The 25384-nt window shown below is 73.3% G+C and carries 16 protein-coding genes; 10 read left to right on the forward strand and 6 right to left on the reverse strand.

What is annotated here, in order from left to right; genetic code table 11:
• The first annotated feature begins 27 nt into the window (after positions 1–27).
• The 3 genes from PKE79_RS05145 to PKE79_RS05155 are packed head-to-tail and all read left to right on the forward strand — an operon-like array spanning position 28 to position 6724.
• Entirely contained in the window at positions 28–1899 is a 1872-nt protein-coding gene (locus PKE79_RS05145; protein ID WP_271172595.1) for an HSP90 family protein, read from the forward strand.
• Positions 1896–4703, forward strand: coding sequence for a hypothetical protein (locus PKE79_RS05150; protein WP_271172596.1), 2808 nt, complete (start codon positions 1896–1898; stop codon positions 4701–4703). Before PKE79_RS05145 ends, PKE79_RS05150 begins: the two co-directional genes overlap by 4 nt.
• Positions 4704–4762: 59 nt before the next feature.
• Positions 4763–6724, forward strand: a complete 1962-nt coding sequence (locus PKE79_RS05155) for a BCCT family transporter (protein WP_271172597.1) — start codon at positions 4763–4765, stop codon at positions 6722–6724.
• A 61-nt stretch (positions 6725–6785) separates the two neighbouring features.
• Here PKE79_RS05155 and PKE79_RS05160 read toward each other — a convergent pair whose 3' ends face one another.
• The 3 genes from PKE79_RS05160 to purU all read right to left on the reverse strand — a co-directional run bounded on the left by PKE79_RS05160 (position 6786) and on the right by purU (position 10261).
• Positions 6786–8486, reverse strand: a complete 1701-nt coding sequence (locus PKE79_RS05160; RefSeq protein ID WP_271172598.1) for a long-chain-fatty-acid--CoA ligase — start codon at positions 8484–8486, stop codon at positions 6786–6788.
• Positions 8487–8583: 97 nt separating this feature from the next.
• Positions 8584–9237 (reverse strand): ThuA domain-containing protein, encoded by a 654-nt coding sequence (locus PKE79_RS05165; RefSeq protein ID WP_271172599.1) that lies wholly within the window; start codon positions 9235–9237, stop codon positions 8584–8586.
• Positions 9238–9385: 148 nt separating this feature from the next.
• Positions 9386–10261: a formyltetrahydrofolate deformylase gene (gene purU, locus PKE79_RS05170; protein WP_271172600.1), complete on the reverse strand. Its 876-nt coding sequence runs from the start codon at positions 10259–10261 to the stop codon at positions 9386–9388.
• A 117-nt stretch (positions 10262–10378) separates the two neighbouring features.
• Here purU and PKE79_RS05175 point away from each other — a divergent pair, with 117 nt between their 5' ends.
• The 5 genes from PKE79_RS05175 (at position 10379) to PKE79_RS05195 (ending at position 16734) form a co-directional block, all read left to right on the forward strand.
• Entirely contained in the window at positions 10379–11956 is a 1578-nt protein-coding gene (locus PKE79_RS05175; protein WP_271172601.1) for a pyridoxal phosphate-dependent decarboxylase family protein, read from the forward strand.
• Positions 11953–13302 carry a lysine N(6)-hydroxylase/L-ornithine N(5)-oxygenase family protein gene (locus PKE79_RS05180; protein WP_271172602.1) on the forward strand — a complete coding sequence of 450 codons (1350 nt, stop codon included), beginning with the start codon at positions 11953–11955 and terminating at the stop codon, positions 13300–13302. Before PKE79_RS05175 ends, PKE79_RS05180 begins: the two co-directional genes overlap by 4 nt.
• Entirely contained in the window at positions 13299–15662 is a 2364-nt protein-coding gene (locus PKE79_RS05185; RefSeq protein ID WP_271172603.1) for a GNAT family N-acetyltransferase, read from the forward strand. Before PKE79_RS05180 ends, PKE79_RS05185 begins: the two co-directional genes overlap by 4 nt.
• Positions 15663–15775: 113 nt before the next feature.
• Positions 15776–16438, forward strand: a complete 663-nt coding sequence (locus PKE79_RS05190; RefSeq protein ID WP_271172604.1) for an acyl-CoA synthetase — start codon at positions 15776–15778, stop codon at positions 16436–16438.
• Positions 16435–16734: an amino acid transporter gene (locus tag PKE79_RS05195; RefSeq protein WP_271172605.1), complete on the forward strand. Its 300-nt coding sequence runs from the start codon at positions 16435–16437 to the stop codon at positions 16732–16734. Before PKE79_RS05190 ends, PKE79_RS05195 begins: the two co-directional genes overlap by 4 nt.
• Before the next feature lie 154 nt (positions 16735–16888).
• On the opposite strand, the gene PKE79_RS05200 is transcribed toward PKE79_RS05195, so the two are convergent.
• From PKE79_RS05200 to PKE79_RS05210, 3 genes are all read right to left on the reverse strand, one after another.
• Positions 16889–18358: a DUF5129 domain-containing protein gene (locus PKE79_RS05200; protein ID WP_271172606.1), complete on the reverse strand. Its 1470-nt coding sequence runs from the start codon at positions 18356–18358 to the stop codon at positions 16889–16891.
• A gap of 74 nt (positions 18359–18432) precedes the next feature.
• Complete coding sequence (locus PKE79_RS05205) at positions 18433–19185, reverse strand: hypothetical protein (protein ID WP_271172607.1); 753 nt, start codon at positions 19183–19185, stop codon at positions 18433–18435.
• A complete protein-coding gene (locus PKE79_RS05210; RefSeq protein WP_271172608.1) occupies positions 19182–19730 on the reverse strand; it encodes a hypothetical protein in 549 nt (182 codons plus the stop codon). Before PKE79_RS05210 ends, PKE79_RS05205 begins: the two co-directional genes overlap by 4 nt.
• Before the next feature lie 135 nt (positions 19731–19865).
• On the opposite strand from PKE79_RS05210, the gene PKE79_RS05215 reads away from it, so the two are divergent.
• Together PKE79_RS05215 and PKE79_RS05220 are read left to right on the forward strand one after the other, a co-directional pair.
• On the forward strand, positions 19866–21035 hold the full coding sequence (locus PKE79_RS05215) for an Ig-like domain-containing protein (RefSeq protein WP_271172609.1): 1170 nt from the start codon (positions 19866–19868) through the stop codon (positions 21033–21035).
• A 37-nt stretch (positions 21036–21072) separates the two neighbouring features.
• Positions 21073–25377, forward strand: a complete 4305-nt coding sequence (locus PKE79_RS05220) for a type VII secretion EssC family protein (protein ID WP_271172610.1) — start codon at positions 21073–21075, stop codon at positions 25375–25377.
• Positions 25378–25384: the final 7 nt, after the last annotated feature.

Genomic DNA, 25384 nt, shown 5'->3' on the forward strand with positions numbered 1-25384 from the left:
GTTCACCGACATCCGTAGGCTGGACGGGTGCGGTTCGAATCGGGTGCCCCTGACGTCCGGCCCTTCCAGGTCGATCTCCGCGGGGTCGTCGACCTCCTGAGCCGCCACATCTACTCCAGCCCCCAGGTCTTCCTGCGCGAGCTGCTCCAGAACGGCCGGGACGCCATCCGGGCGCGCCGCGACCTCGACGGAGGAGCTCCCGCCGGCATGCTCGAGATCGAGCCGGCCGCCTCCGGACGTCCCTTCCGCTTCCGCGACAACGGCGTGGGCCTCACGGCCGAGGAGGCCGCCGAGCTGCTGTCGACCGTGGGGCGCTCGTCGAAGCGCGACGACCTCCTGCAGGCCCGACGCGCGGACTACCTCGGCCAGTTCGGCATCGGCCTGCTGAGCTGCTTCATGGTGGCCGACCGGATCGTGGTGCGCAGCCGATCGGCGAAGGGCGCGCCCGCGATCGAGTGGATCGGCGACGCATCGGGGCAGTTCGGCATCCGGGAGCTCGACCCGGAGGAGACCGCGCGGATGGCCGTGGGCACCGAGATCGTGCTGGAGCCGCGCCCCGACGACGCGGCTCTGCTCGCGCCCGACCGCGTCCGGGCCCTCGCGACGCGCTTCGGGCAGTACCTGCCGGTCTCGGTCGCCATCCGCAACGACGACGCCACGCTCGACACCGTCACCCGCACGCCCGTCTTCCTCGGGGCCGCGGCGGATGAGCCGTCCGACGAGCTCCTCGCGCTGGGCACGGAGCTGCTCGGCCGGCGGCCGCTCGACGTCATCCCGCTCTCCGTCCCGGGGACGGGGACGGAGGGTGTGGCGTTCGTGCTCCCGTTCGCGCCGCCGCCCGGTGCGCGCCAGGCGAGCACGGTGCACCTGGGTCGGATGCTCGTGAGCGAGCACCTGGACGGCCTGCTGCCCGACTGGGCCTTCTTCGCCCGATGCGTGCTCGACACGACGGGGCTCTCGCCGACCGCGAGCCGCGAGGCCTTCGTGGAGGACCCCGCGCTCGAGCACACGCGCGAGCAGCTGGGTGCCGCCATCCGCGCGTGGATCCTGCGGCAGGCGACCACCCGGCCGTGGAAGTTCCAGGAGTTCCTCGCCGTGCACCAGCTCGCGCTCAAGGCGATGGCGGCTCACGACGACGAGCTCGCGCGCACGGTGCTGCCGTGGCTGACCGTCGAGACGTCGGCGGGCGACATGACCATCGCCGACCTGACCCGGCGGCACGACGCGGCGCGCTACGCCGAGACGGTCGACGAATTCCGCCAGGTCGCGGCGATCGTGCCGTCCGACGCTCCCGTCGTGAACGGCGGATACGCGTACGACGCCGCGCTGCTGCGGCGGCTGCCCGAGCTGCTGGACTTCCCCGTCTCGCGGGTCACCGCGAGCGAGCTCCTCGACGAGCTCACGCCGCCTCCGCTCGCCGAGCGGGCGAGGGCCGTCGCGCTCGAGGAGCGGGCCACGGCCGCGCTGGCCGAGGTGGGCTGCTCGGTCTCGGCTCGCGGGTTCGCTCCCGCTGAGCTGTCCGCGCTCTGCGTCGTGGATCCCGAGGTCGTGCGCCGCATCGAGCGCGACAGCGCGCGCGAGGTCGCATCCGGCGGGATCTGGGGCGACGTGCTCGGCGACGTGAGCGCCCTCATCGAGGAGCGCCGTCGCGAGGACGGCAGGGAGGCCGCGACCGTGCGCCTCTGCCTGAACTGGACGAGCCCGCTCGTCGCGCGCCTCGCGGCGCTCGGCGACGACCTCGTCTTCGACCGCACGGTCAAGCTGCTGTACGTGCAGGCGCTGCTCGCGTCGCATCGGCCGCTCACCGCGGCCGATCGCCGGATGCTGACGTCGGCGATGAACGACATGGTGACCCTGAGCGTCGGGATCGCCGGAGACCTCGAAGGGGAACAGGCATGAGCGCACCCGGAAGCCGCAAGGCGCGGAAGATCGAGCGGCTTCTCGAGGAGGCGGCGGAGCTTCCGGTCGGACCGGAGGAGCGCGCGCTGCTCGACGAGGCCGTGCGGCTCGCCGACGAGGCGGGCGAGGAGGAGCTCGCCTATCGCGCGCGCATGCACCTCACCCCGTCGGCGCACATGGCGGGCGACACCGACACGATGCTCGCGTCGTTCGGATGGTGCGTCGGCAAGCACGATGCGGACCCCGTGCGCTTTCCGATCGACCCCGGCGTGCACGTCGACCTGCTGTTCCAGTACAAGTGGATGGCCGGGCGGCTCGCGAGCAACAGCCGGTTCCCGCGGGAGCGCGTCACCGCGCTGCACGCCGACATGGAGCGGCGCTATCGCGAGGCCGGCGTCGGCCAGACCGGCGTCCTGCAGTCCCGACACGACGTCGCGCTGCTGCTCGGCGACCCGGATGCGGCCGCGCGCTTCCTCATCGAGCGCGACGGACTCGAGCGAGACGACTACTCGCACTGCGAGGCGTGCGTGCGCTCGAGCGACGCGACCTTCGCCCAGCTGCGGGGAGACGATGCCGAGGCCATCCGGCTGTGGGAGGAGATCCTCGAGCAGGGCCTCTCGTGCGGGGAGGAGCCCGAGTTCGCCGAGTCGGAGGCGCTGCTCCCGCTTCTGAGGGCGGGGCGCGTCGAGGAGGCGCTCGCCGCCCACGCCCGCAGCTACCGCGCGGCCCGGACCAACCCGGACGGCTTCCCCATCATCGCCAACCACCTCGTCTTCTGCGCGGTGACCGGCAACCTCGCGCGCGGGCTCCAGCTGCTCGAGCGGCACATCGACGGGCTCGCGCACGACCCCTTCCACGAGGCGAACCACTTCTCGGGACTCGCCGCCGTCGGCGTCCTCCTCGACGCGGTCGTCGAGGCGGGGGAGGGAGCGACCCGGGTGCGCGGCTCCGACCATCCGACCCTCGAGCCGCTCCTGGGCGCCGCGGACGGGCCGCGGACCGCGGGCGAGCTGCGGGATGCGGCGTGGTCGGCCGCCGAGACGATCGCGGCGCGCTTCGACGCGCGCAACGGGAACGACTGGTTCGCCCGCACGCTGGCCGGCAAGCGGGCCCTGAGCGCGCAGCGCTGGGAGGCGCCGTTCGGCGGTGAGAGCTACGCGCCGCCCGTCGTCGACGACGCGGAGCCCGCTGACGCGGCCGGATGGCTGACGCGCGCCCGTCGGCGCCTCTTCGCGGCCGACCTCGATGGCGTGCGGGCGGCCGTCGCCGCAGGCCTCGCGCTCGGAGAGGGCGACCACGATGCCGAGCTGCATCGCGTGCTCCTCTACGCGCAGCTCGAGAGCGGCGACGACGAGGCCGCCCGGGCCACTCTGGCCCTGCGGACCGCGGCCCTGCGCGCCCACGGTCTCACCGAGCACGCGGACCTCGAGGAGCGTCTCGGCCTGCTGCTGCTCGGCCGGTGCACCCCCGACGACATCCCGACGCTCGAGGCGGAGATCGAGCGCGCACGCGCCGCGCACCTGCCGGCGACGGTCGTCGCCGACCTGCTCATCACGATCGGCGCCGCCCGCCTGCGCGCCGCGCAGCCCGAGGCCGCGCTCGCCGCTCTCGACGAGGCGGAGGTGCTTCTCCCCGCCGACGACCCGCTCCTGCTGCGCCACGCGCTCGAGAGCGAGCGGCTCCAGGCGCTCATCCAGCTCGGACGAGCGGAAGAGGCCGACGCGCTCGCCGCGTCGCGCATCGACGACCGCGCGAACGCCGGGTGGCCGCTGTTCTCCGAGCTACGCCTGCGCGCCCAGGTGCTCGGCGGTCAGGGGCGCTTCGACGAGGCGCTGGGCTTCGCGGAGCGGCTTCTCGCGGAGTCGGTCGCGATCGACGTCGCGGGCCTCATCGCGTCGTCGGCACAGCTCACCGCCATGATCCTCAGCGACCTCGGGAGGCCCGAGGAGGCCGCGGCGCGCATCGAGTTCGCCCTGCGCCATGCCGAGCGGGCTGAGCTGCCCACGGTCGGCCTGCGGTTCAACCTCGCGCGCATCCAGCTCGAGGCGGGTCAGGCGGCCGCCGGCCTGGAGAACCTCGAGACGGTCTACCTCGAGGAGAAGGCGACGGGCGCTGCTCCCGAGGCGGTGGCCGAGACCGGTCTCCATCTCGGGCACGCCGCCCTCGCGAACGACGAGCCGGGGATGGCGTATCGCGCATGGAGCGAGGCGATCGACCTCGCGGAAGGGGCGGAGGCCTTCGGGCTGGCCGCCGAGGCGGGCTCCGCACTCGGCGAGCTGCTGCTCCGCTTCGGCGACCCCGACGCGCGCGACGTGTTCGAGCGCGCGCTCGAGCACGGGCGGCGCGTCGAGGGCTTCCGGGGGATGCCCGCGCTCCTGCACGGGATGGGCCGCGCGCGGCTGATGGGCGGCGACGAGGCGGGATTCGCGGACCTCGACGCGGCGACCGCCCAGGCGGAGGCCGAGGACGCGGTCTGGTACGCCGCGAACGTGCAGGACACGAAGGGGCGCTTCCTCGTCGACGCCGGCCGCCTCGACGAGGGCGTGCGCGTCCTCCTCGCCTCGGCCGACGTGCTCGCGCGCGAGGGCGACGTCATGACGGCAGCGGGCGGCGAGGTGTACGCCGCGCGCGGTCTGGCGGCGGCCGACCGCGCGGACGAGGCCGTCGCGGTGATGGCGAGCGCCCGCGATCGGGTGTCCGTCGGCACGGCAGCGCACACGGGGATCAGCCTCGAGCTCGCCGACCTGCTCGACGGGCTGGGCCGCGGCGCCGAGGCGGCGCAGGTGCGCGCGAGCGTCGCGTAGGGGCCGCTGCGCACGGGTGCCCAGGTACCGCTCAAGGCCTGCGTGGCAGGATGGAGCGAATGAGCGGAACTGAGAAGAGCCGCCGTGAGCAGAGCGCGCCCCTGAAGCCATCGGGGCCCGCCGACGCGGCGAAGAGAATCGTCCGTGACATCGCCGACCCGGCACCGCAGGGAGTCCACCCGGCGCTCATCCCCGGCATCGGGGTCGAGCAGACCGGCCGTGATTTCCGGACGGACCGGGTCGTCTTCGGTGCGGCGATCGTCGTCACGATCGCGTTCATCGTCTGGGGCGTTGCGGCAGGAGACAACCTCGCGGGCACCGCCTCGAGCGTGCTGTCGTGGGTCATCGAGTACGTCGGGGTGTTCTTCACCGTCATCGCGACGGTGGTCCTGGCCTTCATGCTGTACATCGGCTTCAGCCGGTTCGGCCGCATCCGGCTGGGGCGCGATGACGAGGAGCCCGAGTTCTCGGTGTTCTCCTGGATCTCGATGCTCTTCGCCGCCGGGATGGGCATCGGCCTCGTCTTCTGGGGCGCAGCCGAGCCGCTGACCTTCTTCGAGTCGCCTCCTCCGAACACGGCGGAGGCGGGCACCGTCGAGGCGATGCACACGGCCCTGACCCAGGTGCTCTACCACTGGGGCCCGCAGGCCTGGTCGTTCTACGCGCTCGTCGGCGGCGCGATCGCGTACGGCGCGTATCGCCGCGGGCGCACGCCCCTCATCTCGTCGATCTTCGCGCCGCTCCTCGGCGAGCGGCGGACGACGGGTCCGGTCGGACGCACGATCGACGTCTTCGCGATCATCGTCACGCTGTTCGGGACGGCCGCGTCGCTGGGCCTCGGCGCGCTGCAGATCGGCCACGGCGTCGAGCTCATCTCGGGCATCGGCGAGGTCGGCAACGGCCTCCTCATCGGCGTGATCGCGGTGCTCACGGCGGCCTTCATCGCTTCGGCGGTGTCGGGCGTCTCGCGCGGCATCCGCGCGCTCTCGAACATCAACGCCGTCGTCGCGCTGCTCCTGGCGTTCTTCGTCTTCTTCGTCGGCCCGACGATGCTCATCATCAACATCATCCCGTCGGTCGCCGCGCAGTTCCTCACCGACTTCACGACGATGGCCGCGCGCTCGGGCTCGCAGGGGCCCGAGGTGCAGGCGTTCCTCTCGGGCTGGACGATCTTCTACTGGGCCTGGTGGATCTCGTGGTCGCCCTTCGTGGGCATGTTCATCGCGAAGATCTCGCGCGGCCGCACGCTGCGCCAGTTCGTGTCGGTCGTCGTCGTGGTGCCGTCGGTCATCTCGTTCATCTGGTTCGCGATCTTCGGGACGACCGCGATCGACCAGCAGATGAACGGCGCCGGGCTCGAGGTCTCGCCGCCCGAGAGCGTGCTCTTCGGCGTGCTCGGCAACCTCCCTCTCGCGGGCGTGACGACGGTCATCCTCGCGGTGCTCGTCGCGATCTTCTTCGTGACCGGCGCCGATTCCGCCTCCCTCGTGATGGGAACGCTGTCGCAGCGCGGCAACCCCGAGCCGACGCGCTGGGTGACGATCGTCTGGGGCGCCCTCGTCGGCGTCATCGCGGCCATCCTCCTCGTGTCGGGCGAGGAGGGGAGCGGCCTGACCGCCCTGCAGAACGTGACGATCATCGCCGCGCTGCCGTTCGCGGTCATCATGGCGCTCATGATGGTGGCGTTCATGAAGGACCTGCACCGCGACCCGCTCATCCTCCGCGACGAGTACGCCGAGCGCGCCGTCCGCCACAGCGTGCGCACGGGTCTCGAGGAGTACGGCGACGACTTCGCGCTCGTCCCCGCGCCGTACGACCACTCGAGCGACGACCTCGCGTGGGTCGAGCCGGTCGTGGACGAGGAGTTCACGGAGCTCTACGCCAAGACCGAGGCGATGCCGATCGTCTCCGGCGAGAGCGAGCCCGATCTCGGGGGCTCGGCCGCGCCGGGCGGCGACCGCCTTCCCGAGGACGAGCGCGACGAGGAGCGCGACGACGAGGAGCGCAGGGCGGGGGTCTGACGACCCCGAATGCGACAGGGGCTCGGCTTCGGCCGGGCCCCTGTCGCGTTCCGGAGGTGCGCTACGGGCGCGCTCCGACCATCCGCTCGCGCACCTCGCGCCGCAGGACCTTTCCGACGAGCGAGCGCGGCAGCTCGTCGACGACGTCGATGCGCCGCGGCACCTTGTAGGCGGCGAGGTGCGTGCGGCAGAAGTCGCGCAGCGCCTCGGGCTCCGCGGCCGCGCCCTCGCGCAGCACGACCGATGCGCCCACGGACTCCCCGCCCTGCCCGCGCGGGAGCGACACGACCGCCGCGTCGACGACGTCGGGATGCGACAGGAGCGTCTCCTCGACCTCGCTCGGCGAGACGTTGAACCCGCCCGTGATGATGAGCTCCTTGAGCCGGTCGACGATCGTCACGAACCCGTCAGGCGAGACGGTCGCGATGTCGCCCGTGCGCAGCCATCCGCCCTCGAGCAGCGCCGCGCGCGTCTCGGCGGGGCGCTGCCAGTAGCCCGAGAACACCTGCGGCCCGCGCAGGAGCAGCTCGCCCGCCTCGCCCGGAGGCAGGTCCTTCGTCGGGTCGTCGGGGTCGACGACGCGGATGTCGGTGCTCGGGAACGGGACGCCGACCGTCCCGGGGCGGCGCGTGGGTCCCATCGGGTTGCCGAGCGCGACGGGGGAGGACTCCGTCATGCCGTAGCCCTCGACGAGCACGCCGCCGCTGATCTCCTCCCAGCGGCGGACGGTCGCCGTCGGCAGGCTCATGGCACCCGAGATGGCGAAGCGGATCGAGCGGAGGTCGATCGCGCCCTGCGCGGCCGCGCGCGCGAGACGGTCGTAGATCGGCGGAACCGCCGGCAGGAACGTCGGCGGGCTCGTGCGCGCGGCCTTCGTGACGAGGTCGACGTCGAACGTCGGGAAGAGCACGAGGCGCGCGCCGATGCTCATCGCGAAGGTGAGGCAGAGCGTCATGCCGTACGCGTGGAACAGGGGGAGGACCCCGTAGAACGTCTCCGCACCCGGTCGGAGCCCTGGCACCCACGCCTCGCCCTGCATCGCGTTCGCGCGGAGGTTCCGGTGCGTGAGCATGGCGCCCTTGGGCGAGCCGGTCGTGCCGCTCGTGTACTGCAGGAGCGCGATGTCGTCGAGCGCGGGGCGGGGCGTCCGCCGCGACAGGCGGCGCGCGCCGACGATCGACTCCCAGGTCGTCACCCGGCGGGCGGATGGCCGGTGCGTAAGCTTCGCGCGGGCGGCGCGTGCCGACGGGAGGGGAAGGCGGAGGCCCAGCCGCATCGCGAACGGGAGCGCGCGCGTCAGGTCGACGCTCACGATGCCCTCGACGCGCACGTCGTCGGGGAACCCCGCGACGGTGTCGTGCACCCTGTCCCACACGATCGCGAAGCGCGCGCCGTGGTCCTCGAACTGATGACGCAACTCGCGCGCGGTGTACAGCGGGTTGTGCTCGACGACGATGGCTCCCAGACGCAGCAGCGCGTAGAACGCGACCACGTGCTGCGGGCAGTTCGGCAGGACGATCGCGACGCGGTCTCCGCGTCGCACGCCGAGACGGCGCAGGCCCTCGGCCGCGCGCTCGATCTGCTCGCCGAGCTCGCGGTAGCTCGTCTCGGCGCCGAAGAACTCGAGCGCGGTCCGGCGTCCGAAGGCGGCGACGCTCGCGTCCATCATGTCGACGAGGGTCTGGGTGACCTCGCCGATCTCGTGCGGCACCTCCGGCGGATACGCGGACAGCCAGGGCCGGGAGTCGTACGGAGACGTCATGACCCCACGCTAGCCGCGGCCCCTCTGCGCCACCCGGGTCTTGACAGGCGGCAGGGTCTTGACAGGCGGCCGGGTCTTGACACACGGCCGAGTCGCGTCAGTCGCGGGACGTCACCCAGCGCGCGAGCTGCGCGAAGAGCGCGCGGTGGCCATCCGATGCCCACGACCGCTCGTCGTGGCCGAGCGCGTCGACGGCGACCCGCGACGCGCCGTGCGCGCGCACCCACGCGGTCGGCTGGCTCTCGCCCTCCGTCTCGTGCCGCGCCACGACCATCCGCTCGCCGAAGGCCTGCAGACGTGTGTAGCGCTCGTCCTCGACGTCGAAGTCGTCGATCCGCGTGCCGTCGGGCAGCGCGTCGCCCGCGATGCGCACGCGGTCGAGGGGCGGATGCCACGAGATGCCCGGCACCCACATCCCGCCGATCGCGCCCGGCCAGTCGGGGTAGTCGCGCAGCGAGGAGAGCGCCGCGTGCACGGCGATGACGCCGATCCCGCGCTCGAGCGCGGCATGCAGGCCGTCGACGGAGGCCCCGGGGAGCGGCTCGGTCGTCTCGGATCGCCACGGGTCGCCCGCGTTCACGACGAGCAGGTCGACGCCCTCGAGCCGGGTCATCGCGCCGTCGACGTCCTCGTCGATCTCGACGTCGAAGCCCGCCTCGCGCAGGACATCCGCGATGAGCGGGCTGGTCTTCGTGTACGGATGCCAGGGGTCGGCGTAGCGGCCCGTTCCGGTGGCGATGAGCGCGCGCATGGGTCTCCTTCGTGTCCAGCCCGATGCTATCGGCCCGCCCACGTTGGAGCAGAGAGCTCACCGTGTCTCACTCGCCGCGGGAATGGCGGCGGGATTCCCGCGGCGAGTGAGACATGCAGAGGGGGCAGAAGACCCGGGGGTCAGAGGGTCAGAACACGATGGTGTGGTTGCCGTGGCGGATGACCCGGTCCTGGGCGTGCCAGAGCACGGCGCGCGAGAGGACCGCGCGCTCGACGTCGGCTCCGCGGCGGCGGAGGTCGTCGGCCGAATCGGCGTGCGTGACCCGCACGACGTCCTGCTCGATGATCGGACCCTCGTCGAGGTCCTCCGTGACGTAGTGGCTCGTCGCGCCGATGAGCTTGACGCCGCGCTCCTTCGCCTTGCGGTACGGGTTCGCCCCGATGAAGGCCGGCAGGAACGAGTGGTGGATGTTGATCACCGGCACGCCGACCTGCTCGAGGAAGTCGCTCGACAGGATCTGCATGTACCGGGCGAGCACGACGAAGTCGACGTTGCCCTTCAGCAGCCGGACGATCTCGGCCTCGGACTGCGACTTGTCCGGCCCCGCCTGCGACGGCACGTGGAAGAACGGCACGCCGAACGAGCGGACGTCCTCGGCGGTCGTCGTGTGGTTCGCGATGACCATCGGGATGCTCACCGGCAGCTCGCCGCGACGATGGCGCCAGAGCAGGTCGAGCAGGCAGTGGTCGTCCTTCGAGGCGAGGATGGCCATCCGCTTCGGGATCGACAGATCGTTGAGCGTCCAGTTCATGCCGAGCGGTGCGAGCGTCGCGGTGAGATCGGCCTCGATCTCGTCCTTCGCGACCGGGAAGTTGGGGCGGTGGAACACGACGCGCTGGAAGAACTTCCCGCCCTCGGGGTCGGTCGAGTGCTGATCGAGCGACACGATGTTGCCCTGGTTGCGCGCGATGAGCGCGGCGATCGCGGCCACCACTCCCGACTGGTCGGGGCCGTCGACGATGAGGCAGGCGTGGTCGATCAGTTCTTCCCTCTGGGGCGTCATGCCCTCCATTCTCTCAGCGCCTCTCCGGGCATCCGTGCAGCGGCGGCTCGCCGGATCCGCTACCGTGCCTTAGGTTAGCCAACCCTAAGTAACAGACGAGCATGGAGGATCACGCGAATGGCACGAGTTCTGCCGGAGACGAGCGGGAGCGCCGCGGGGGAGACAGCCGGTGCGACCGCGCTGCTGACGGATCGGACCGCGGACGAGTACGCGCGGCTCGTGCACGGCGTCGTCGACGCCGTCGCGGCGCGGTTCCGGACGACGACCGCCCCGTCCTCGGGCGCCGAGCGGCGGGAGCTCGAGGCGCTCGTCGATGCCGTCGCGCTCGACGACGACGGCATCGGCAGCGCGGCGGCCCTCCGCGAGGCCGACGAGCTCTACGCGCAGCACGCGGTCTGGTTCCACCACCCGGCCTACGCCGCGCACCTCAACTGCCCGGTCGTCCTCCCGGCCGTCGCCGCCGAGGCGATGCTCGCGGCGATCAACACCTCGGTCGACACGTACGACCAGTCGCTCGTCGCGACGCTCATGGAGCGGCGCCTCGTCGCCTGGACGGCGGAGCGGATCGGATTCGCCGACGGCGACGGGATCTTCACCTCCGGCGGCACGCAGTCGAACCTGCAGGCGCTCTTCCTCGCGCGGGAGAAGGCGCTGCGCGGGGTCGACGACCGCGGACGCGCGATGGCGCGGCTGCGCGTGCTCACGACCGCCGCGAGTCACTTCTCCGTCGCCCGGTCCGCGCACCTTCTCGGGCTCTCGGCCGACGCGGTCGTGCCGGTCGGGGTCGACGCGGACGGGCGGATGGATCCCGCGGCGCTCGCGCGGGCGCTCGCGGAGACGACGGGCGCGGGCGGGGTCGTCATGGCCGTCGTCGTCACCGCGGGCACGACCGACCGCGGCATCGTCGACCCCATCCGTCCGGCGGCCGGTCTCTGTGACGCATACGGCGTGTGGCTGCACGTCGACGCGGCATACGGCGGGGGCCTGCTCGTGTCGCCCACACGGCGCGGGCTGCTGGACGGGATCGAGCGTGCGAGCTCGGTCACGGTCGACTTCCACAAGACGTTCTTCCAGCCCGTGTCCTCGAGCGCGCTCATCGTGCGCGAGGCGACCGACCTCCTCGCCGCCGCATGGCACGCCGACTACCTGAACCCCGCCGAGGAGGCGCGGGCCGACGACGCCGACCCGAACCAGGTCGACCGCTCGCTGCAGACCACGCGGCGCTTCGACGCGCTCAAGCTGTGGACGACCCTGCGCGCGCTGGGCCCCGACCGGGTGGGGCGGATGTTCGACGACGTCTGCGCGCTCGCCCGCCGCGTGCGCGAGCGCCTCGACGCCGACCCCGAGCTGCGGCCCGTCGGCACGACCGATCTCAGCACGGTGCTGTTCCGCTACCAGCCGGATGGCGTCGACGACGCGACCGCCGACCGGCTCGTCCCGCTCGTGCGCCGCGTGCTCTTCCAGTCGGGCCGTGCCATGGTCGCCCGGACGGTCATCGACGGCGTCCCGTGTCTCAAGCTGACGCTTCTGAATCCCGACGCCACTCTGGCGGACATCGAGGCCGTGCTCGACCTCGTGCGCGCGACGGCGCACGGGCTCCTCGCCGGCGACGCGCTCGCGACGCGCGCCGATCCGCCGTGCCGCGACGTCCATCCGCGCCTCCCGCGCCTGACCGCCGAGGAGGACGGCCGATGAGCGCGGTCCGCGATCTCGTCGGGATCGGCATCGGCCCGTTCGGACTCGGGCTCGCCGCCCTCGCGCAGCCGCTGCCCGACGTCGATGCCGTCTTCCTCGACCGGGCCGACGGCTTCCGGTGGCATCCGGGCATGATGATCGACGGCGCAACCATCCAGGTGCCGTTCCTCGCGGACCTCGTGACGATGGCCGACCCGACCTCGCCCTACTCGTTCCTCGCGTTCCTGAAGGCGACGGGGCGGCTCTACCCGTTCTACATCCGCGAGTCCTTCTATCCGCTGCGCTCGGAGTACGACGCCTACTGCCGCTGGGTCGCGGCGCAGCTGCCGACGCTGCGCTGGCGCCGCCGTGTCGTCGCCGTGGAGGAGGCCGGAGACCTGCTCCGCGTCCGCGCCGAGGTGCGCGGGCCGGATGGCGGGGTGCGCGGCATCGAGGAGCATCTCGCGCGGCACGTCGTCCTGGCCGTCGGCACGCGGCCCGTGCTGCCGTCGGCTCTCCAGGGGCTGTCCGGCGCGGGCGCAGGCCCGGTCGTCCACTCCGCCGAGTACCTCCCGAACCGCGCAGCGCTCCTCGCGAGCGGCGCGGTGACGGTCGTCGGCAGCGGGCAGTCCGCCGCCGAGGTCTACCGAGACCTGCTCGAGGCGCGCGAGGGGCGGGTGGACTGGGTCACGCGCTCGCCGCGGTTCTTCCCGATGGAGTACACCAAGCTCACGCTCGAGATGACGTCGCCCGAGTACACCGACCACTACCGCTCCCTTCCCGAGGAGCTGCGCGAGCGTCTCGGCCGCGAGCAGCGCGGGCTCTACAAGGGCATCAGCGCGGACCTCGTCGACGAGATCTACGACACCCTCTACCGGCTGTCGAGCGCGGACGGCACGGTGCCGTCCACGCTGCTCACCGACACCGAGGTCGTCGACGCGCGCCATGATGTCGAGACGGGCGAGCACGTGCTCACCCTGCGCCACGCGCAGCTCGATCGGACGCACGAGCACCGCACGAGGGCCGTGGTCGCCGCAACCGGCTACCGCGCCGAGGTCCCCGACTTCCTCGACCCGGTCGCGCATCGCGTGCGCAGGGATCGCCGCGGCCGCCTCGACGTCGCGCGGACGTACGCCGTCGACGACGCCGAGCGCATCCACGTCGTCGGGGGCGAGGAGCACACGCACGGCGTGACGGCGCCCGACCTCGGGTTCGGGCCCTGGCGGGCGTCGGTCGTGCTCGCCGCCATCACGGGCCGTGAGCCGTACCCGATCGAGCGGAGGATCGCCTTCCAGACCTTCGGCGTCCCCGGTGACGGCGCGGCGACGGATGGCGCGGCGCGCGTGCTCGAGGAGGCGGCGCGATGAGCGCGACGGCCGTCTCCGCCCGGCTCGCCGTCGAGATCGAGCCGATCGACCCCGCGCGCGACGCAGCGCGCCTGCAGCGGTGGCTCGCGCATCCGCGCTCGCGCTTCTGGGAGATGGCGGACCTCGACGTCGCGCAGGTCCGCGCGTACCTCGAGACGATCGCGGATGACGCGAGGCGCGGGGGATGGCTCGGGCGCGTCGACGGGGAGGCCGCGTTCTACGTCGAGACCTACGAGCCCGACACGCTGCTCCCGCCGGACGTGTTCCGCGCCGAGCACGGCGACATCGGCATGCATCTCCTCATCGCGCCGCCTGCGGGCGACCCGACGACGGGCTTCACGTCGGCCGTCATGCGCGGGGTGATGCGCTTCTGCCTCGGCACGGCGCAGGAGGGCGGACTCGGCCGGAGCCGGGTCGTCGTCGAGCCCGACGTGCGCAACGAGCCGATCCTCGCGAAGAACGCCGCCGCCGGCTTCCGGGTGCTCGGGGAGGTCGACCTCCTCGCGGAGGGGCGGGTCAAGCGCGCCGCGCTCAGCGTCTGCACGCGCGACGACTTCGCGGCGAGTCCGCTGGGCGCCGGATGGGCGGGGGAGCGCTCGCCGCTGCCGCACCTCACCGCCGACCTGGCGGCGCACGCGCATCGGCACCTCGTCGTGAAGGCGCTCTCGGAGCTCTCCCACGAGCGGCTCATCGCGCCGACGCCGCTCGCGGACGGGCGGTGGGAGGTGGCCGAGGGCGACGTGCGCTACACCTTCCGCGCCCGCCTGCTCCCCCTCGAGCACTGGGCGATCGACCCCGCGAGCGTGCGGCGCGAGCGCGACGGCGCCGAGCTCGAGCTCGACGTGCTCGAGCTGATCCTCGAGCTCCAGCCGCGCCTGGGCATCCCCGATCAGCTCGTGTCGGTGTACCTCGAGGAGCTCTCGTCGACGCTCGCGAGCGCGGCCGGCAAGCGCCGGCGCGCTCTGGACGGCGCGGCGCCGACCGCCGAGGGCCTGCTCGAGGCGAGCTTCCCCGAGACGGAGGCGGCGATGACGGAGGGGCATCCGGGCTTCCTCGCCAACAACGGGCGCATCGGGTTCTCGCACGCGGACTGGAGCGCGTTCGCGCCCGAGAACGGCCGCCGCACGCGCCTCGTGTGGGTCGCGGCTGCCCGCGAGCACACGCACCTGTCGCTCGGGCGCGGTCTCGACGAGGTGACGCACCTCGAGCAGGCGCTCACGGCCGACGAGCGGCGCGCCTTCGCGGAGCGCCTCGCCGACGCGGGGCACGACCCCGCGGGCTTCCACCTCCTCCCGCTCCACCCCTGGCAGGCGGAGCACCGTCTCCCGGTCACCTTCGCCGCGGACGTCGCGCGCGGTCACCTCGTCCTCCTCGGGCGGAGCGCCGACGAGTACCAGGCGCAGCAGTCCATCCGGACGTTCCTCAACCTCACGCGACCCGGCGCTCCCTATGTCAAGGTGGCCCTGGCCATCCAGAACATGGGCTTCCTGCGCGGGCTCTCGCCCGCGTACATGCGCGACACCCCCGCGATCAACGACTGGGTCGCCGACACCGTCGCGTCGGACGCGACCTTCGCGGAGTCCGGCTTCGCCGTGCTGCGCGAGCGTGCGGCGATCGGGTACACGGGCGACGTCTACCACCGCACGCCGACCCCGAGCCCCCACCGGAAGATGCTCGCGGCGCTGTGGCGGGAGAGCCCCGTGCCGCTCATCGGCCCGGGGGAGCGGCTCGTCACGATGGCCGCCCTGCTCCACCGCGATCACGAGGGCTCCGCCTACGCGACGACTCTCATCCGGGCGTCGGGTCGATCGCCCGAGGAGTGGCTGCGGGCCTACCTCCACGCGTACCTGCGGCCGCTCGTGCACGGCGTGCTCGGCCACGATCTCGCGTTCATGCCGCACGGCGAGAACCTCATCCTCGTGCTGCGCGAGCACACCGTCGCGCGCGCGTTCATGAAGGACATCGGCGAGGAGGTCGCCGTGCTCGGTCCGCGCGGCCTGCCGCCGGAGGTCGAGCGCATCCGCGCTGAGGCGCCGGGGAGCGAGAAGGCCCTCGCGATCTTCACCGACGTGTTCGACGGCGTCCTGCGACACCTCGCGGCGATCCTCGATGCGGACGGGCTCCTTCCTGCGCAGGCGTTCTGGCGGCTCGTGGCCGAGTGCCTCGACCGCTACGAGGGCGACCACCCCGACCTCGCGCGCGGGCTCGCGGGCGACGTCGACCTGAGGGCCGGGTCCTTCGCGCACTCGTGCCTCAACCGCCTCCAACTGCGCAACACGCTCCAGATGGTCGACCTCGCCAACCAGGCGGAGTCGCTGCTGTACGCGGGCGAGATGCCGAACCCGGTCGCGCGCGTCTGATCGCCGCGCGAGGGAGGGGAGCGCCCGAGCCCCTCCCTCGCGTGACGGGCCGTTCCCAGGGGCGGGTTCCCTAGACTGGACGTGTCCCTTCGCACGCACGAGGTCCCATCACCATGCCCGCACGTCAGCCGTTCGCCCCGAGCACGCGCCACGTCCAGCTGCTGCGCGCGCTCATCGCGGCGCTGGCGGCCCTCATGGTGACCTTCTCGCCCGATCACTCGGCCGCGGTCGGGCTCTCGGTCTTCAGCGGGTGGGCGATCGCGACCGCCGTCGTGCTGGGGCTCGGCACCTGGATGGTCACGCCCGCGGGGCAGCGCGTCCTGCCTGCCCTGCTGGCCTTCGCGCACCTCTTCGCCGGCATGGCCGCGGGCATCACGAGCCTGCGCGGCCCCGCTCTCTACTTCGTCGTCATCCCCGTGTGGGCGTTCGTCGCAGGAGCGCTCGAGACCGGCCTCGGCGTCGCCCAGCGCCGCCGAGGGGAGAGGGTCGTCGCGCGCGACACCCTCACGATCGGCGTGCTGACCCTCGTCATCGGCGCGGCGACGCTGCTCGTGCCCTCGGGATACGCGCTCGACTACTTCATCGAGGACGCCGGACGCACCTTCACCCTCACCGGCGAGATCATCGCGGTCGGCCTCTTCGGCGGCTACGCGGCGATCGTCGCGGTGTTCCTCGCGATCGCCGGGTTCTCGCCCGCGTCGCCGTCCGCCGCGTCGGCGGAGACCGCAGCACCCATCAGCGGGGGCGACCCCCGCACCTCGGAGGACCGTCCGTGACCGACAAGCCCACCCGACGCGCGCTCATGCGCCCTGTCCAGCTGCTCGCGATCGCCTTCGGGTCGGCCGTGTTCGCGCTGCTCGTGGGCGCCATGTCGATGGGGGCGTTCACGCAGCAGCCCATCGAGGTCATCTCCCAGGCGTGGACGGTCGCCTCGATCATCGCGGGCATCGTCTTCATCGTCGTGCTGCTCGTCGTCGCGATGCTGCTCCTCGTGGTCGACCCGGCCGATGTGACGAAGACGATCGACCGCCCCGTGCTCCTCCCCGACGAGGACGAGCCGGAGGCGAAGTAGCCCCCCGCCCCGCGCCACCGCCTCGCCGCGCCCCGCGCCCTGCCGCGCCCCGCGCCACCGCCGAGCGCAGGAGAATCGCGCGGCAGCAGGACGTCGTCGCCGAATCCATCCTGCTGTGGGTGGATTCTCCTGCTCTGGCGCGCGGTCCGCGTGCTCAGAACCGGGACGAGCTGCCGGAGCCTGAGAAGCTCCCGCCGCTCGAGCCGTACCCGGTCGTGCTGCCTCCGCTCGAGAACGAGGACGACGACGCGGCGCTGCGGTCGCTCTCGACCTGCGTGACGCCGGCCGAGTAGCCGGCGCTGAAGGCCACGGGGCTCCAGTACTGCCCCGGCGTCGACACCGTGTCGAGGATCGAGCCCGTGCGGGCGCGGTTCGTCTGGCGCTCGCGCTCGAGCTCGGCCTCCATCGCCTCGCGCTCGGAGTCGGCCTGCGCGAACGCCGCGATGAGGGCGCGCGAGTGATCGGCGAGCAGGTCCGAGAGCCGCGCGCGCAGCGCCTCCAGCGCCGCGAGCGCATCGCCCGGTTCGAGGGAGCCTGCGCGCAGTCCGGCGCCGAGCCGCTCGAGCTCGGCCTCGGCCTCCGCCCGGAAGGCCGTGAGCGCGTGGGCGGTCGCGAGCTCAGCCGCCGCGGGGTCCTCCACGAGCGCCGTGATCCCCGCGAGGTCCTCGCGCACCGGATCGACCTGCGCAGCCCACGCGCGCTCCCACGTGTGCGACTTCGTGAGGAGCGCCGCGGCGTGCACGATCGCGTCGTCGACGAAGTCCATCTCGGCCGTGTCGTCGGCGAACCGGCGCGCGGCCTCCACGGCGTCGGCGCGCGAGCGCTCCTTCTTCGTGAGCGCCTCGATGCGGCGCTGCTCCTCGAGGGCACGGTGGTAGCGGGCCCAGAAGTCGTGGAAGCGCTGGTCGAGCCGCTGCGCGTACGGCGAGTCCGACGGCAGCGTGCGCGCCGCGAGCTCGGTCGTGTCGAGGTCCATCGTCACGCGGGTGAGATGCTCGCCGCCGCGCGTGAGCGCCGCCGCGACCTTCTCACGGCGGCTCGCGCGGACGCCGAGGGCGATGAGCCACGCGCCCACAGCCGCGCCCCCGCCCACCCAGCCTGTGACGATGACGGCGGGCGAGGCGTACCAGGGGCGCTCGATGATCCCTGCGGCGGCCTCGACGCCGTCGATCACCCCGCCCGTCCAGTCGCCCGCGCGGAACGCGTCCTTCGTCGCGTCCTGGATGGCCGCCTGGTCGTCGAGCGACACGGCGCGGTCCTCGCCGAAGTACGTCCCGACCTGTCGGCCCTCGGGGTCCAGAGCGAGGAGGAACAGCCCGTCGGCCCACTTCTGGCCGTCGTCGGTGATCCACTCGGGATGGGTCTCGCGCGCGTACGCGAGGACGCGCTCGTTCATCTCATCGGAGGCCTCGCCCTCGTAGGTGTAGATCGCGACGGTGGTGGGCGCGTAGAAGTCGATCTCGTCGAGCGCGTCCTCGAGCTGCGGCAGGTAGAGGCGGCCGGCGGTGTCCTCGACGACGAGGTCGCCGTCATCGACCGAGACGGCCTGCGCGGCGGTCGCGCCGCCGAGCGCGGTCAGGGCGAGGATGGCGGTCGCGACCGCCGCGCGCATCCATCGGGACATGGGACCTCCCCGGTCGTCGTCGTGACCACCCTAGGCGCGCGCCCCGGCCGCGCGGATCCGCCGCACGACGGAGGTCAGCACCCCTGCGCGAGATCCTCCGGGGCCGTCACCGCGACGTCCTCGCCCCATCCCGCGAACGAGAAGCGGCCGTCGCCGGAGCCGTCTCCCGCGAGGAACTCGAGAGGGAGCGGCGCGCCCACGGCCGCGACGGTCAGGTGCCCGGTCGGGCTCTCGCTGCCGCCCATCACGAGCTCGGCCGTCTCGGCGTCGGCCGCGGGCGGCATGACGGCGACCTCCTCGGCGCTGCGCAGGAGCTGCTCGACGAGCAGCGACGGATCCAGCAGCGGCTGCCAGTCGTCGAGCGCGCTCGCGGAGGCGAGGCACACGAAGCCGTCCCGCGCCGCCGCGAGCCCGCTCCGCTGCGCGAACGCGTCGTTGCCGCGGACGTACGCGGCGCCCTCGGCGACGACGACGTCGAGCGCGAGGTCGCCGGCCGCGAGACTCGCCTCGTACGACTCGGGGTCGCCCGCGAACGTCACCGACACCGTGCGCCCGGGCGAGGGCGGCGTCTCGGGATCGTCGTGCACGACGAGCTCGGTGTACGACCCCTCGTAGCGCACGTCGCCCGCGGCGCGCACCGCCTCCGCGATCTCCGCGATCGCCTGCTCTCCGGGGATGAGCCAGAGTCCGTTCCCCGGGTGCGCGGGGTCGTAGGCGCCGAGGTCCACGCCCTCGAGCGGCTCCGCCTCGACCCCCGCGGCGCCCGAGCATCCGGCGAGCGCGAGCGCAGTCGCCGTGAGCACGAGGGCGGCGGAGGGCCGTCTCATCGCTTCGCCTGCGCCACGCACACGCTCTGCGCGCCCTCACGGGCGAGGGCCGCCGCGTCGAGCGCGACGGGCTGGTCGGCGAAGGCCGCTGCGCGCACGACGAAGCACGTGTCGCTCTCGAACGCGCCCGTCGACTGCGGCAGCCAGACCTCGGTGCTCTCGATCACGAACTGGCTGAGGTCGGTCGCCGTGCCGTCGCCGTGCACGGCGTAGACCGAGTACGCCGCGTCGGGGCCCTCCCAGTCGAGGTGGGCGTTGCCATCCTGCACGGTGAGCGCGATGTCCGAGACGACGACGTCGCTCGAGAGCATCGCGCTGACGACCATCCACGCGGCCATCCCGAGCATCGCGAGGATCGTGAGGATGGCCGAGACGAGGAAAGCGGGGTGCCGCCACCACCGCTTGGGGCGCTGCTGGCGCGCGGTCAGCTCGGGGAGCGGCCATCCGCCGCGTCCGAGAGGCGGCTTCGGGCCGTCGGCGCGCAGGCGGGTCTGCCCGGCGTCGGTTCCGATCGCGGGCGGCGGGGCTGCGGATGGCGCGTTCATGGGATCCCGTCGATTCTCGCGCACGACCGGATGGGCGGAGGTGGGGAGTACTGCCCCCAACGACACCGGGCAGCCCGACCTAGCATGGGAAGCCGCCGCGTCCGCGCGCGGCGAGGCGACGGAGAGGAGCGACGCATGCGCCGCAGCCTCGCCGTCCTCGCCCTCGCCGCGGCCTCTGCCGCGAGCCTCGTCGCGCCGGCCGCCGCCTACAGCGGGCCGAACGCGATCGCCATCCCGTATCTCGATGAGAAGGCGGTGAACACGCCGGAGGGCTGGACCGTGACGGACTGCGCGCCCGTGCTGGCCGCGTCCGACCTCGTCGTCGCGTGCGCGGCGGACGGGTTCCTCCTGCGCGCGGAGGAGTACGACCCCGACTACGGCAGCGACATCGTGCCGGTGCCCATGACGAACGGGCGCACGACGACGACCATGGAGTACGTCGTGTCTCTCGAGGCGCCCGAGGCTCCGTCGGTCCCGTCGGCCGCCTACCCGCATCCGGTCGCGGCCGGCGGCACCCTGCTCCTCCCCGTGAGCGACCTCGGGGCGACGTGCCTCGTCTGCGGGGGAGGCGGTCGCCTGGAGGTCTTCTCCGTCTCGCCGTCCGATGTCGCCGAGGTCACGGCCACGGAGACGCACCTCGTGATCCGCCCGAAGGCCTCGTTCGACGGCCCGCTCGAGGTCACGGTGCGGATGGCCGACCAGTACGGCACCTGGTCGGAGCCCGCGACCATCACGGTGCCGGTGTACCGCGCCGAGCGGCCGCCCGTGGCGCAGTCCGTGCATGCGCCGCTCACGCCCGGGGAGGTCTCCGAGTTCGATCTCGCGGGGCTCGTGGCGACCGACCCCGGTGCACGTCTGTCTCTCGTCTCGTGCGGCGACGCCGTGCACGGGACGGTGGTGTGCGGCGCCGACGGCATCGCGCGCTATCTGCCCCGCGACGGCGCGCGCGCCGATCAGTTCAGCTTCCACATCGCGCAGGGCGGCGCGCAGGCGACCGGCTCCGTGACGCTCTCGCTCCCCGACGGCGACCTGCCCACGGAGGGCCTCGTGTCCGCCCAGCCGGTCGAGCCCGCCGAGCGGGTGCCGCGCGCCGAGCTCGAGGCCGCGCAGCAGGCGCAGCGCGACAAGGAGGTCGAGGCCGCGGAGGCGCGCGGCGAGGAGCCGCCGGCAGAGGACGAGGACGTCGAGCTCGTCGGCCTGCGCGTGCCCCTGCGTCTCGCGCCGGCGACGCCCGTGGAATCGGAGCGCTCGGCGGGCGTCTTCCGACCGCTCGGCGCGCTGCTCGACCGGGTGGGCGCCCGATGACCCCGAAGACCCCGAACGACCGAGAGGACGCGAGCCGATGAGCGTGCGCCTGACCCTGCAGACGACGCCCGCGCAGGCCGATTCCTGGCTGCTCGACGTCGACGAGGCGACGACGGTCGGCGAGGTCGCCGAGTCGCTCGGCGTGAGCCCGCAGCTGCTCGCGGGCGGCGCAGACCCGGCGACGCCGCTCGCCGGGGCCGGTCTGCTCTCCGGCGCGGTCATCCCCGACCGGGCTGCGCCCGAGCCCGACCCGCGCACCGTGCGCCTGGAGATCGTCGGCGGCCCGTTCGCGGGCCAGATCGTCCCCGTCGAGCGCGGGCAGGCGCTCACCGTCGGCTCGGGCGAGGGCGACGACGTGCGCGTCGCCGACCCGGCGATCGCACCCGCCCATCTGACGATCCAGATCGCCCTCGGCGGGCCATCCGACCCCCTTCTCGCGACGATCACCCCGGCCGCCGGGGCGAACACGCTCGTCAACGATGTCGCGATCACCGCGCCCGAGCGCATCGTGCCGGCCGACCTCGTCCAGATCGGCAGCCTCGTGCTCCGCATCGGCATGGCGCCGCACGCCGACGCCGACCTCACCGACACGATCGGGGGCCGGGGATTCAACCGCCCGTCGCGCGTCCCCGCGCGCGCGGTGCAGCCGTCCATCCAGCTCCCGGGCGACAAGCCGGACGACCCCGATCAGTCGCCTCTGCCGTGGCTGTCGGCCGTCATCCCCGTCGTGCTCGGCGTGACCATGGCCATCCTCTTCCAGCGGCCCGTCATGCTGCTCATGGCCGCGGCGAGCCCGATCATGGTGATCGGCTCGTTCCTCACGCAGCGCAAGCTCGCCCAGAAGAAGGGACTGAAGACCGAGCAGCAGTGGATCGACGAGGTCCGCGTCGCGGGCGAGCGCATCCGCGATCTCGTCAAGCGCCAGCGCCTGGCCGCCTGGTACCGGCTGCCCGATCCCGTGGTCGTGCGCGACATCGTCCTGCGCCCGCTCTCGCGTCTGTGGGAGCGGCGCAAGGCCGACGACGACGCCATGGCGCTGCGCGTGGGCGTGACCGAGATCGACCTCGACGTGCGCTTCGAGGGCGGCGGCCGCGACCGCGGCGCCGAGCAGCGCGTCGGCGTCGGGCCCGCGCCCGTGGCCGTCGACTGCCGCGCGGGCGTCGTGGGCGTGGCGGGGCCGGCCGACGCCGTGCGGTCGCTCGCGCGCTCGATGGTGCTGTCGTTCGCGGCGCTGCGCAGCCCCCGCGACGCCGAGGTCATCGTGCTGTGCGACGACGGCGCGGAGGCCGAGTGGGGGTGGACGAGCTGGCTCCCGCACGCGCACACCGCCGAGCACGTGCCCGCCCTCATCGGCAACGACGACGACACGCGCCGCGAGCGGCTGCGGGAGATCGCCGTCGCCCTCGACGTGCGCATGCGGATGGCCGGCCAGCGCGGCTACGAGGCGCCCACCGACGTGCTCGTCGTCGTCGACGGGGCGCGCCGCTTCCGCATGCTGCCCGGCATGGTGCCGCTGCTCGAGCACGGAGCGCAGCACGGCATCCACGTCCTCGCGCTCGACAGCGACCGATCGCGCCTGCCCGAGGAGGCGACGAGCGTCGTGGTCGTCGACCCGTCGGATCCGTCGATGGCGTCGCTCGAGCGGCCGGGCGGCTACTTCCCGTCGGTGCTGCTCGACGGCGTCTCGGTGCCGCAGTGCGAGCGGATGGCCAGAGCGCTGTGCTCGCTCGAGCACGTCTCGGGGGTGGGCGACGAGGCGATGCTGCCGACGAGCGTGCGGATGGTCGACCTCCTCGGGATCGACCTCGAGGATCCGTCGCCGCTCGTGCGCCGCTGGAACGCGCAGCCGCGCAACACCTACGTCGTGGTCGGCGCGAACGCCGACGGGGAGTTCGCCCTCGACATCTCGCGCGACGGCCCGCACGCCCTCGTGGCGGGAACGACCGGATCGGGCAAGTCGGAGTTCCTGCAGGCGCTCGTCGTGGGCCTCGCGATGGCCAACCGGCCGGACGCGCTCAACTTCGTGCTCATCGACTACAAGGGCGGGTCGGCGTTCGCCGACTGCGAGCGCCTGCCGCACACCGTCGGCATGGTCACGAACCTCGACGCGCGCGAGACCGAGCGCGCGCTCGCGTCGCTCGACGCCGAGCTCAAGCGGCGCGAGCAGGTGCTCCGCGAGATGGGCGCGAAGGACGTGGACGCCGCGTGGGCGAAGGATGCCGAGACGGCAGCCCGGCGCGGCCTCGCGCGCCTCATGCTCGTGATCGACGAGTTCGCCGAGCTCCGCACCGAGCTGCCGGAGTTCATCGACGGCCTCGTGCGGATCGCCCGCGTCGGCCGCTCGCTCGGCGTCAACCTCGTGCTGGCGACCCAGCGGCCATCCGGCGTCGTCACGCCCGAGATGCAGTCGAACATCAACCTCCGCGTCGCCCTGCGCGTGACCGATCGCAACGACTCGTCCGACGTGCTCGGCTCGGGCGAGGCCGCGCTCATCAGCCCGTCGACCCCCGGGCGCGGCTTCGTGCGCCTGGGGCCGTCGGCGGCGCCGATGGGCTTCCAGACGGCGCGCGTCGCGGGCATCCGCCCCGGCGCCGTGCGCGCGACGAAGGTGCTGCCGCCCAAGGCGCCGATCACGTGGGATGCGCTCGGCTTCCCCGTGAAGTACCCGCCCGCTGCCGCGCACGCCGAGAACCACGACCACGACGACACGGATCTGCGCGCGCTCGTGAACCTCATCACGGCCGCGTCGGACCAGCTCGGCATCGCGAAGAATCCGAGCCCGTGGCTCGTCCCGCTGCCGGTGACGCTTCCGGTCGAGCGGTTCGAGGGGGAGGCGCTGCGGGAGACCGAGATCGTCCTCGGCCTGGAGGACGTGCCGAAGGCGCAGGCGCAGCGCACGCTCACGTGGGACATCGCGACCGGCTCGCACCTGCTCTTCGCGGGCGGGGCCCTGTCGGGTCGCACGACGGCGCTGCGCACGGTGCTCGCGCAGGTGGTCGAGCGGGTCGACCCGGGCGACGTGCACCTCTACATCGCCGACTTCGGCAACGGCGCCCTCCTGCCGCTCGCGGACGCCCCGCACTGCGGCGCGGTCGTCACCCAGCTCGACAGCGACCGGCTGCCGCGCCTCATGCAGCGCCTCCTCGAGGACCTCCAGCGCCGCCAGACGGTGCTCTCCAGCGCGGGCGTCGGGCACATCTCCGAGCAGCGGCGGAACGCGCCGGAGGCCGCGCTGCCCTTCGCGATCGTCGCGGTCGACGGCTGGGAGCGCCTGCTCTCGTCGATGGGTCCCGACCAGCTCCTCGCCTTCCGCGAGCAGTTCATCCGACTCCTGCGAGAGGGCCCCGCCGTGGGTGTGCGCGTCGTGATGACGGGCGACCGCGGCGTCTTCGGCGACAAGGTCACGAACTTCGTCGACACGCAGTACGTGCTGCCGGTGCGCGACATCGCGGACTATCGCGCGGCGGGCATCCACGCGAAGGATGTCCCGACCGATCTCCCGCAGGGACGCGTGCTCTTCGGCGCCGAGGCAGCGGAGGCGCAGCTGGCCGTGCTCGGGCGCGACACGAGCGGCGAGGCCCAGACGACCGCGCTGCGGCGCATCGTCGAGCGCGTGCGCGACGCGTTCGACGAGCGCGGGGGAGCGACCGGCCCCGAGCCGTTCCGCGTCGACCCGCTGCCGAAGTACATCGCGCTGTCGGCCGTGCGCGACCTCCCCGTGGCGGAGGGCGACGACCCCGATGGCATCGTCGTCGCCGTCGGCGGCGACCGACTCGCGCGCTGCACGCTCACGTGGCCGGGCGACGGCGGCTTCGTCGTCTCGGGCACGCGGCGCTCGGGGCGCTCGTCGACGCTCGCCGTCGTCCTGCGCCAGCTCGCCGAGCGCGGCGACCACGCGGTCGTCGTCGCGCCCCGGCCCTCGCCGCTCAGCGAGCTCGCGCGCGACATGGGTGTGCCGGTCATCGAGAACACGGCACTCACCCCGCTCGAGCTCGACGAGGTGCTCGCGCCCTTCCCCGGGGTCGTGACGTTCGTGGTCGACGACGTCGAGCAGCTCAAGAACGCCCCGCTCGACCACGCCCTCACGGGCGTGCGGCACCGTGCCGTCTTCATCGTGGCCGTCGACGCCGAGTCGACGTCGACCCTCTTCGGCGGTCCGTTCGTCGACGCCAAGCGCTCGCGGCGCGCGATCGTGCTCCGCCCGGAGGCCGCGCTGTACGGCACCCAGGCCGCGGGCGCGGCCATCCCGAAGTTCATGCTCGGGCAGGTGCCGATCGGCGGCGGGGTGCTCTCCACACCCCGCGGCTGGCTGCCCGTCCGCGTTCCCGACATCCGCCAGTGAGGAGCTG

The sequence above is a fragment of the Microbacterium barkeri genome, from assembly GCF_027921765.1.
GTDB lineage: Bacteria > Actinomycetota > Actinomycetes > Actinomycetales > Microbacteriaceae > Microbacterium > Microbacterium barkeri.

What these genes read in the sequence shown, in the direction of transcription:
- PKE79_RS05150 (WP_271172596.1), top strand. Translation starts at nt 1,896, where the DNA reads ATGAGCGCACCCGGAAGCCGCAAGGCGCGGAAGATCGAGCGGCTTCTC.
- PKE79_RS05155 (WP_271172597.1), top strand. Translation starts at nt 4,763, where the DNA reads ATGAGCGGAACTGAGAAGAGCCGCCGTGAGCAGAGCGCGCCCCTGAAG.
- PKE79_RS05160 (WP_271172598.1), bottom strand. Translation starts at nt 8,486, where the DNA reads ATGACGTCTCCGTACGACTCCCGGCCCTGGCTGTCCGCGTATCCGCCG.
- PKE79_RS05165 (WP_271172599.1), bottom strand. Translation starts at nt 9,237, where the DNA reads ATGCGCGCGCTCATCGCCACCGGAACGGGCCGCTACGCCGACCCCTGG.
- purU (WP_271172600.1), bottom strand. Translation starts at nt 10,261, where the DNA reads ATGACGCCCCAGAGGGAAGAACTGATCGACCACGCCTGCCTCATCGTC.
- PKE79_RS05175 (WP_271172601.1), top strand. Translation starts at nt 10,379, where the DNA reads ATGGCACGAGTTCTGCCGGAGACGAGCGGGAGCGCCGCGGGGGAGACA.
- PKE79_RS05180 (WP_271172602.1), top strand. Translation starts at nt 11,953, where the DNA reads ATGAGCGCGGTCCGCGATCTCGTCGGGATCGGCATCGGCCCGTTCGGA.
- PKE79_RS05185 (WP_271172603.1), top strand. Translation starts at nt 13,299, where the DNA reads ATGAGCGCGACGGCCGTCTCCGCCCGGCTCGCCGTCGAGATCGAGCCG.
- PKE79_RS05190 (WP_271172604.1), top strand. Translation starts at nt 15,776, where the DNA reads ATGCCCGCACGTCAGCCGTTCGCCCCGAGCACGCGCCACGTCCAGCTG.
- PKE79_RS05200 (WP_271172606.1), bottom strand. Translation starts at nt 18,358, where the DNA reads ATGTCCCGATGGATGCGCGCGGCGGTCGCGACCGCCATCCTCGCCCTG.
- PKE79_RS05205 (WP_271172607.1), bottom strand. Translation starts at nt 19,185, where the DNA reads ATGAGACGGCCCTCCGCCGCCCTCGTGCTCACGGCGACTGCGCTCGCG.
- PKE79_RS05210 (WP_271172608.1), bottom strand. Translation starts at nt 19,730, where the DNA reads ATGAACGCGCCATCCGCAGCCCCGCCGCCCGCGATCGGAACCGACGCC.
- PKE79_RS05215 (WP_271172609.1), top strand. Translation starts at nt 19,866, where the DNA reads ATGCGCCGCAGCCTCGCCGTCCTCGCCCTCGCCGCGGCCTCTGCCGCG.
- PKE79_RS05220 (WP_271172610.1), top strand. Translation starts at nt 21,073, where the DNA reads ATGAGCGTGCGCCTGACCCTGCAGACGACGCCCGCGCAGGCCGATTCC.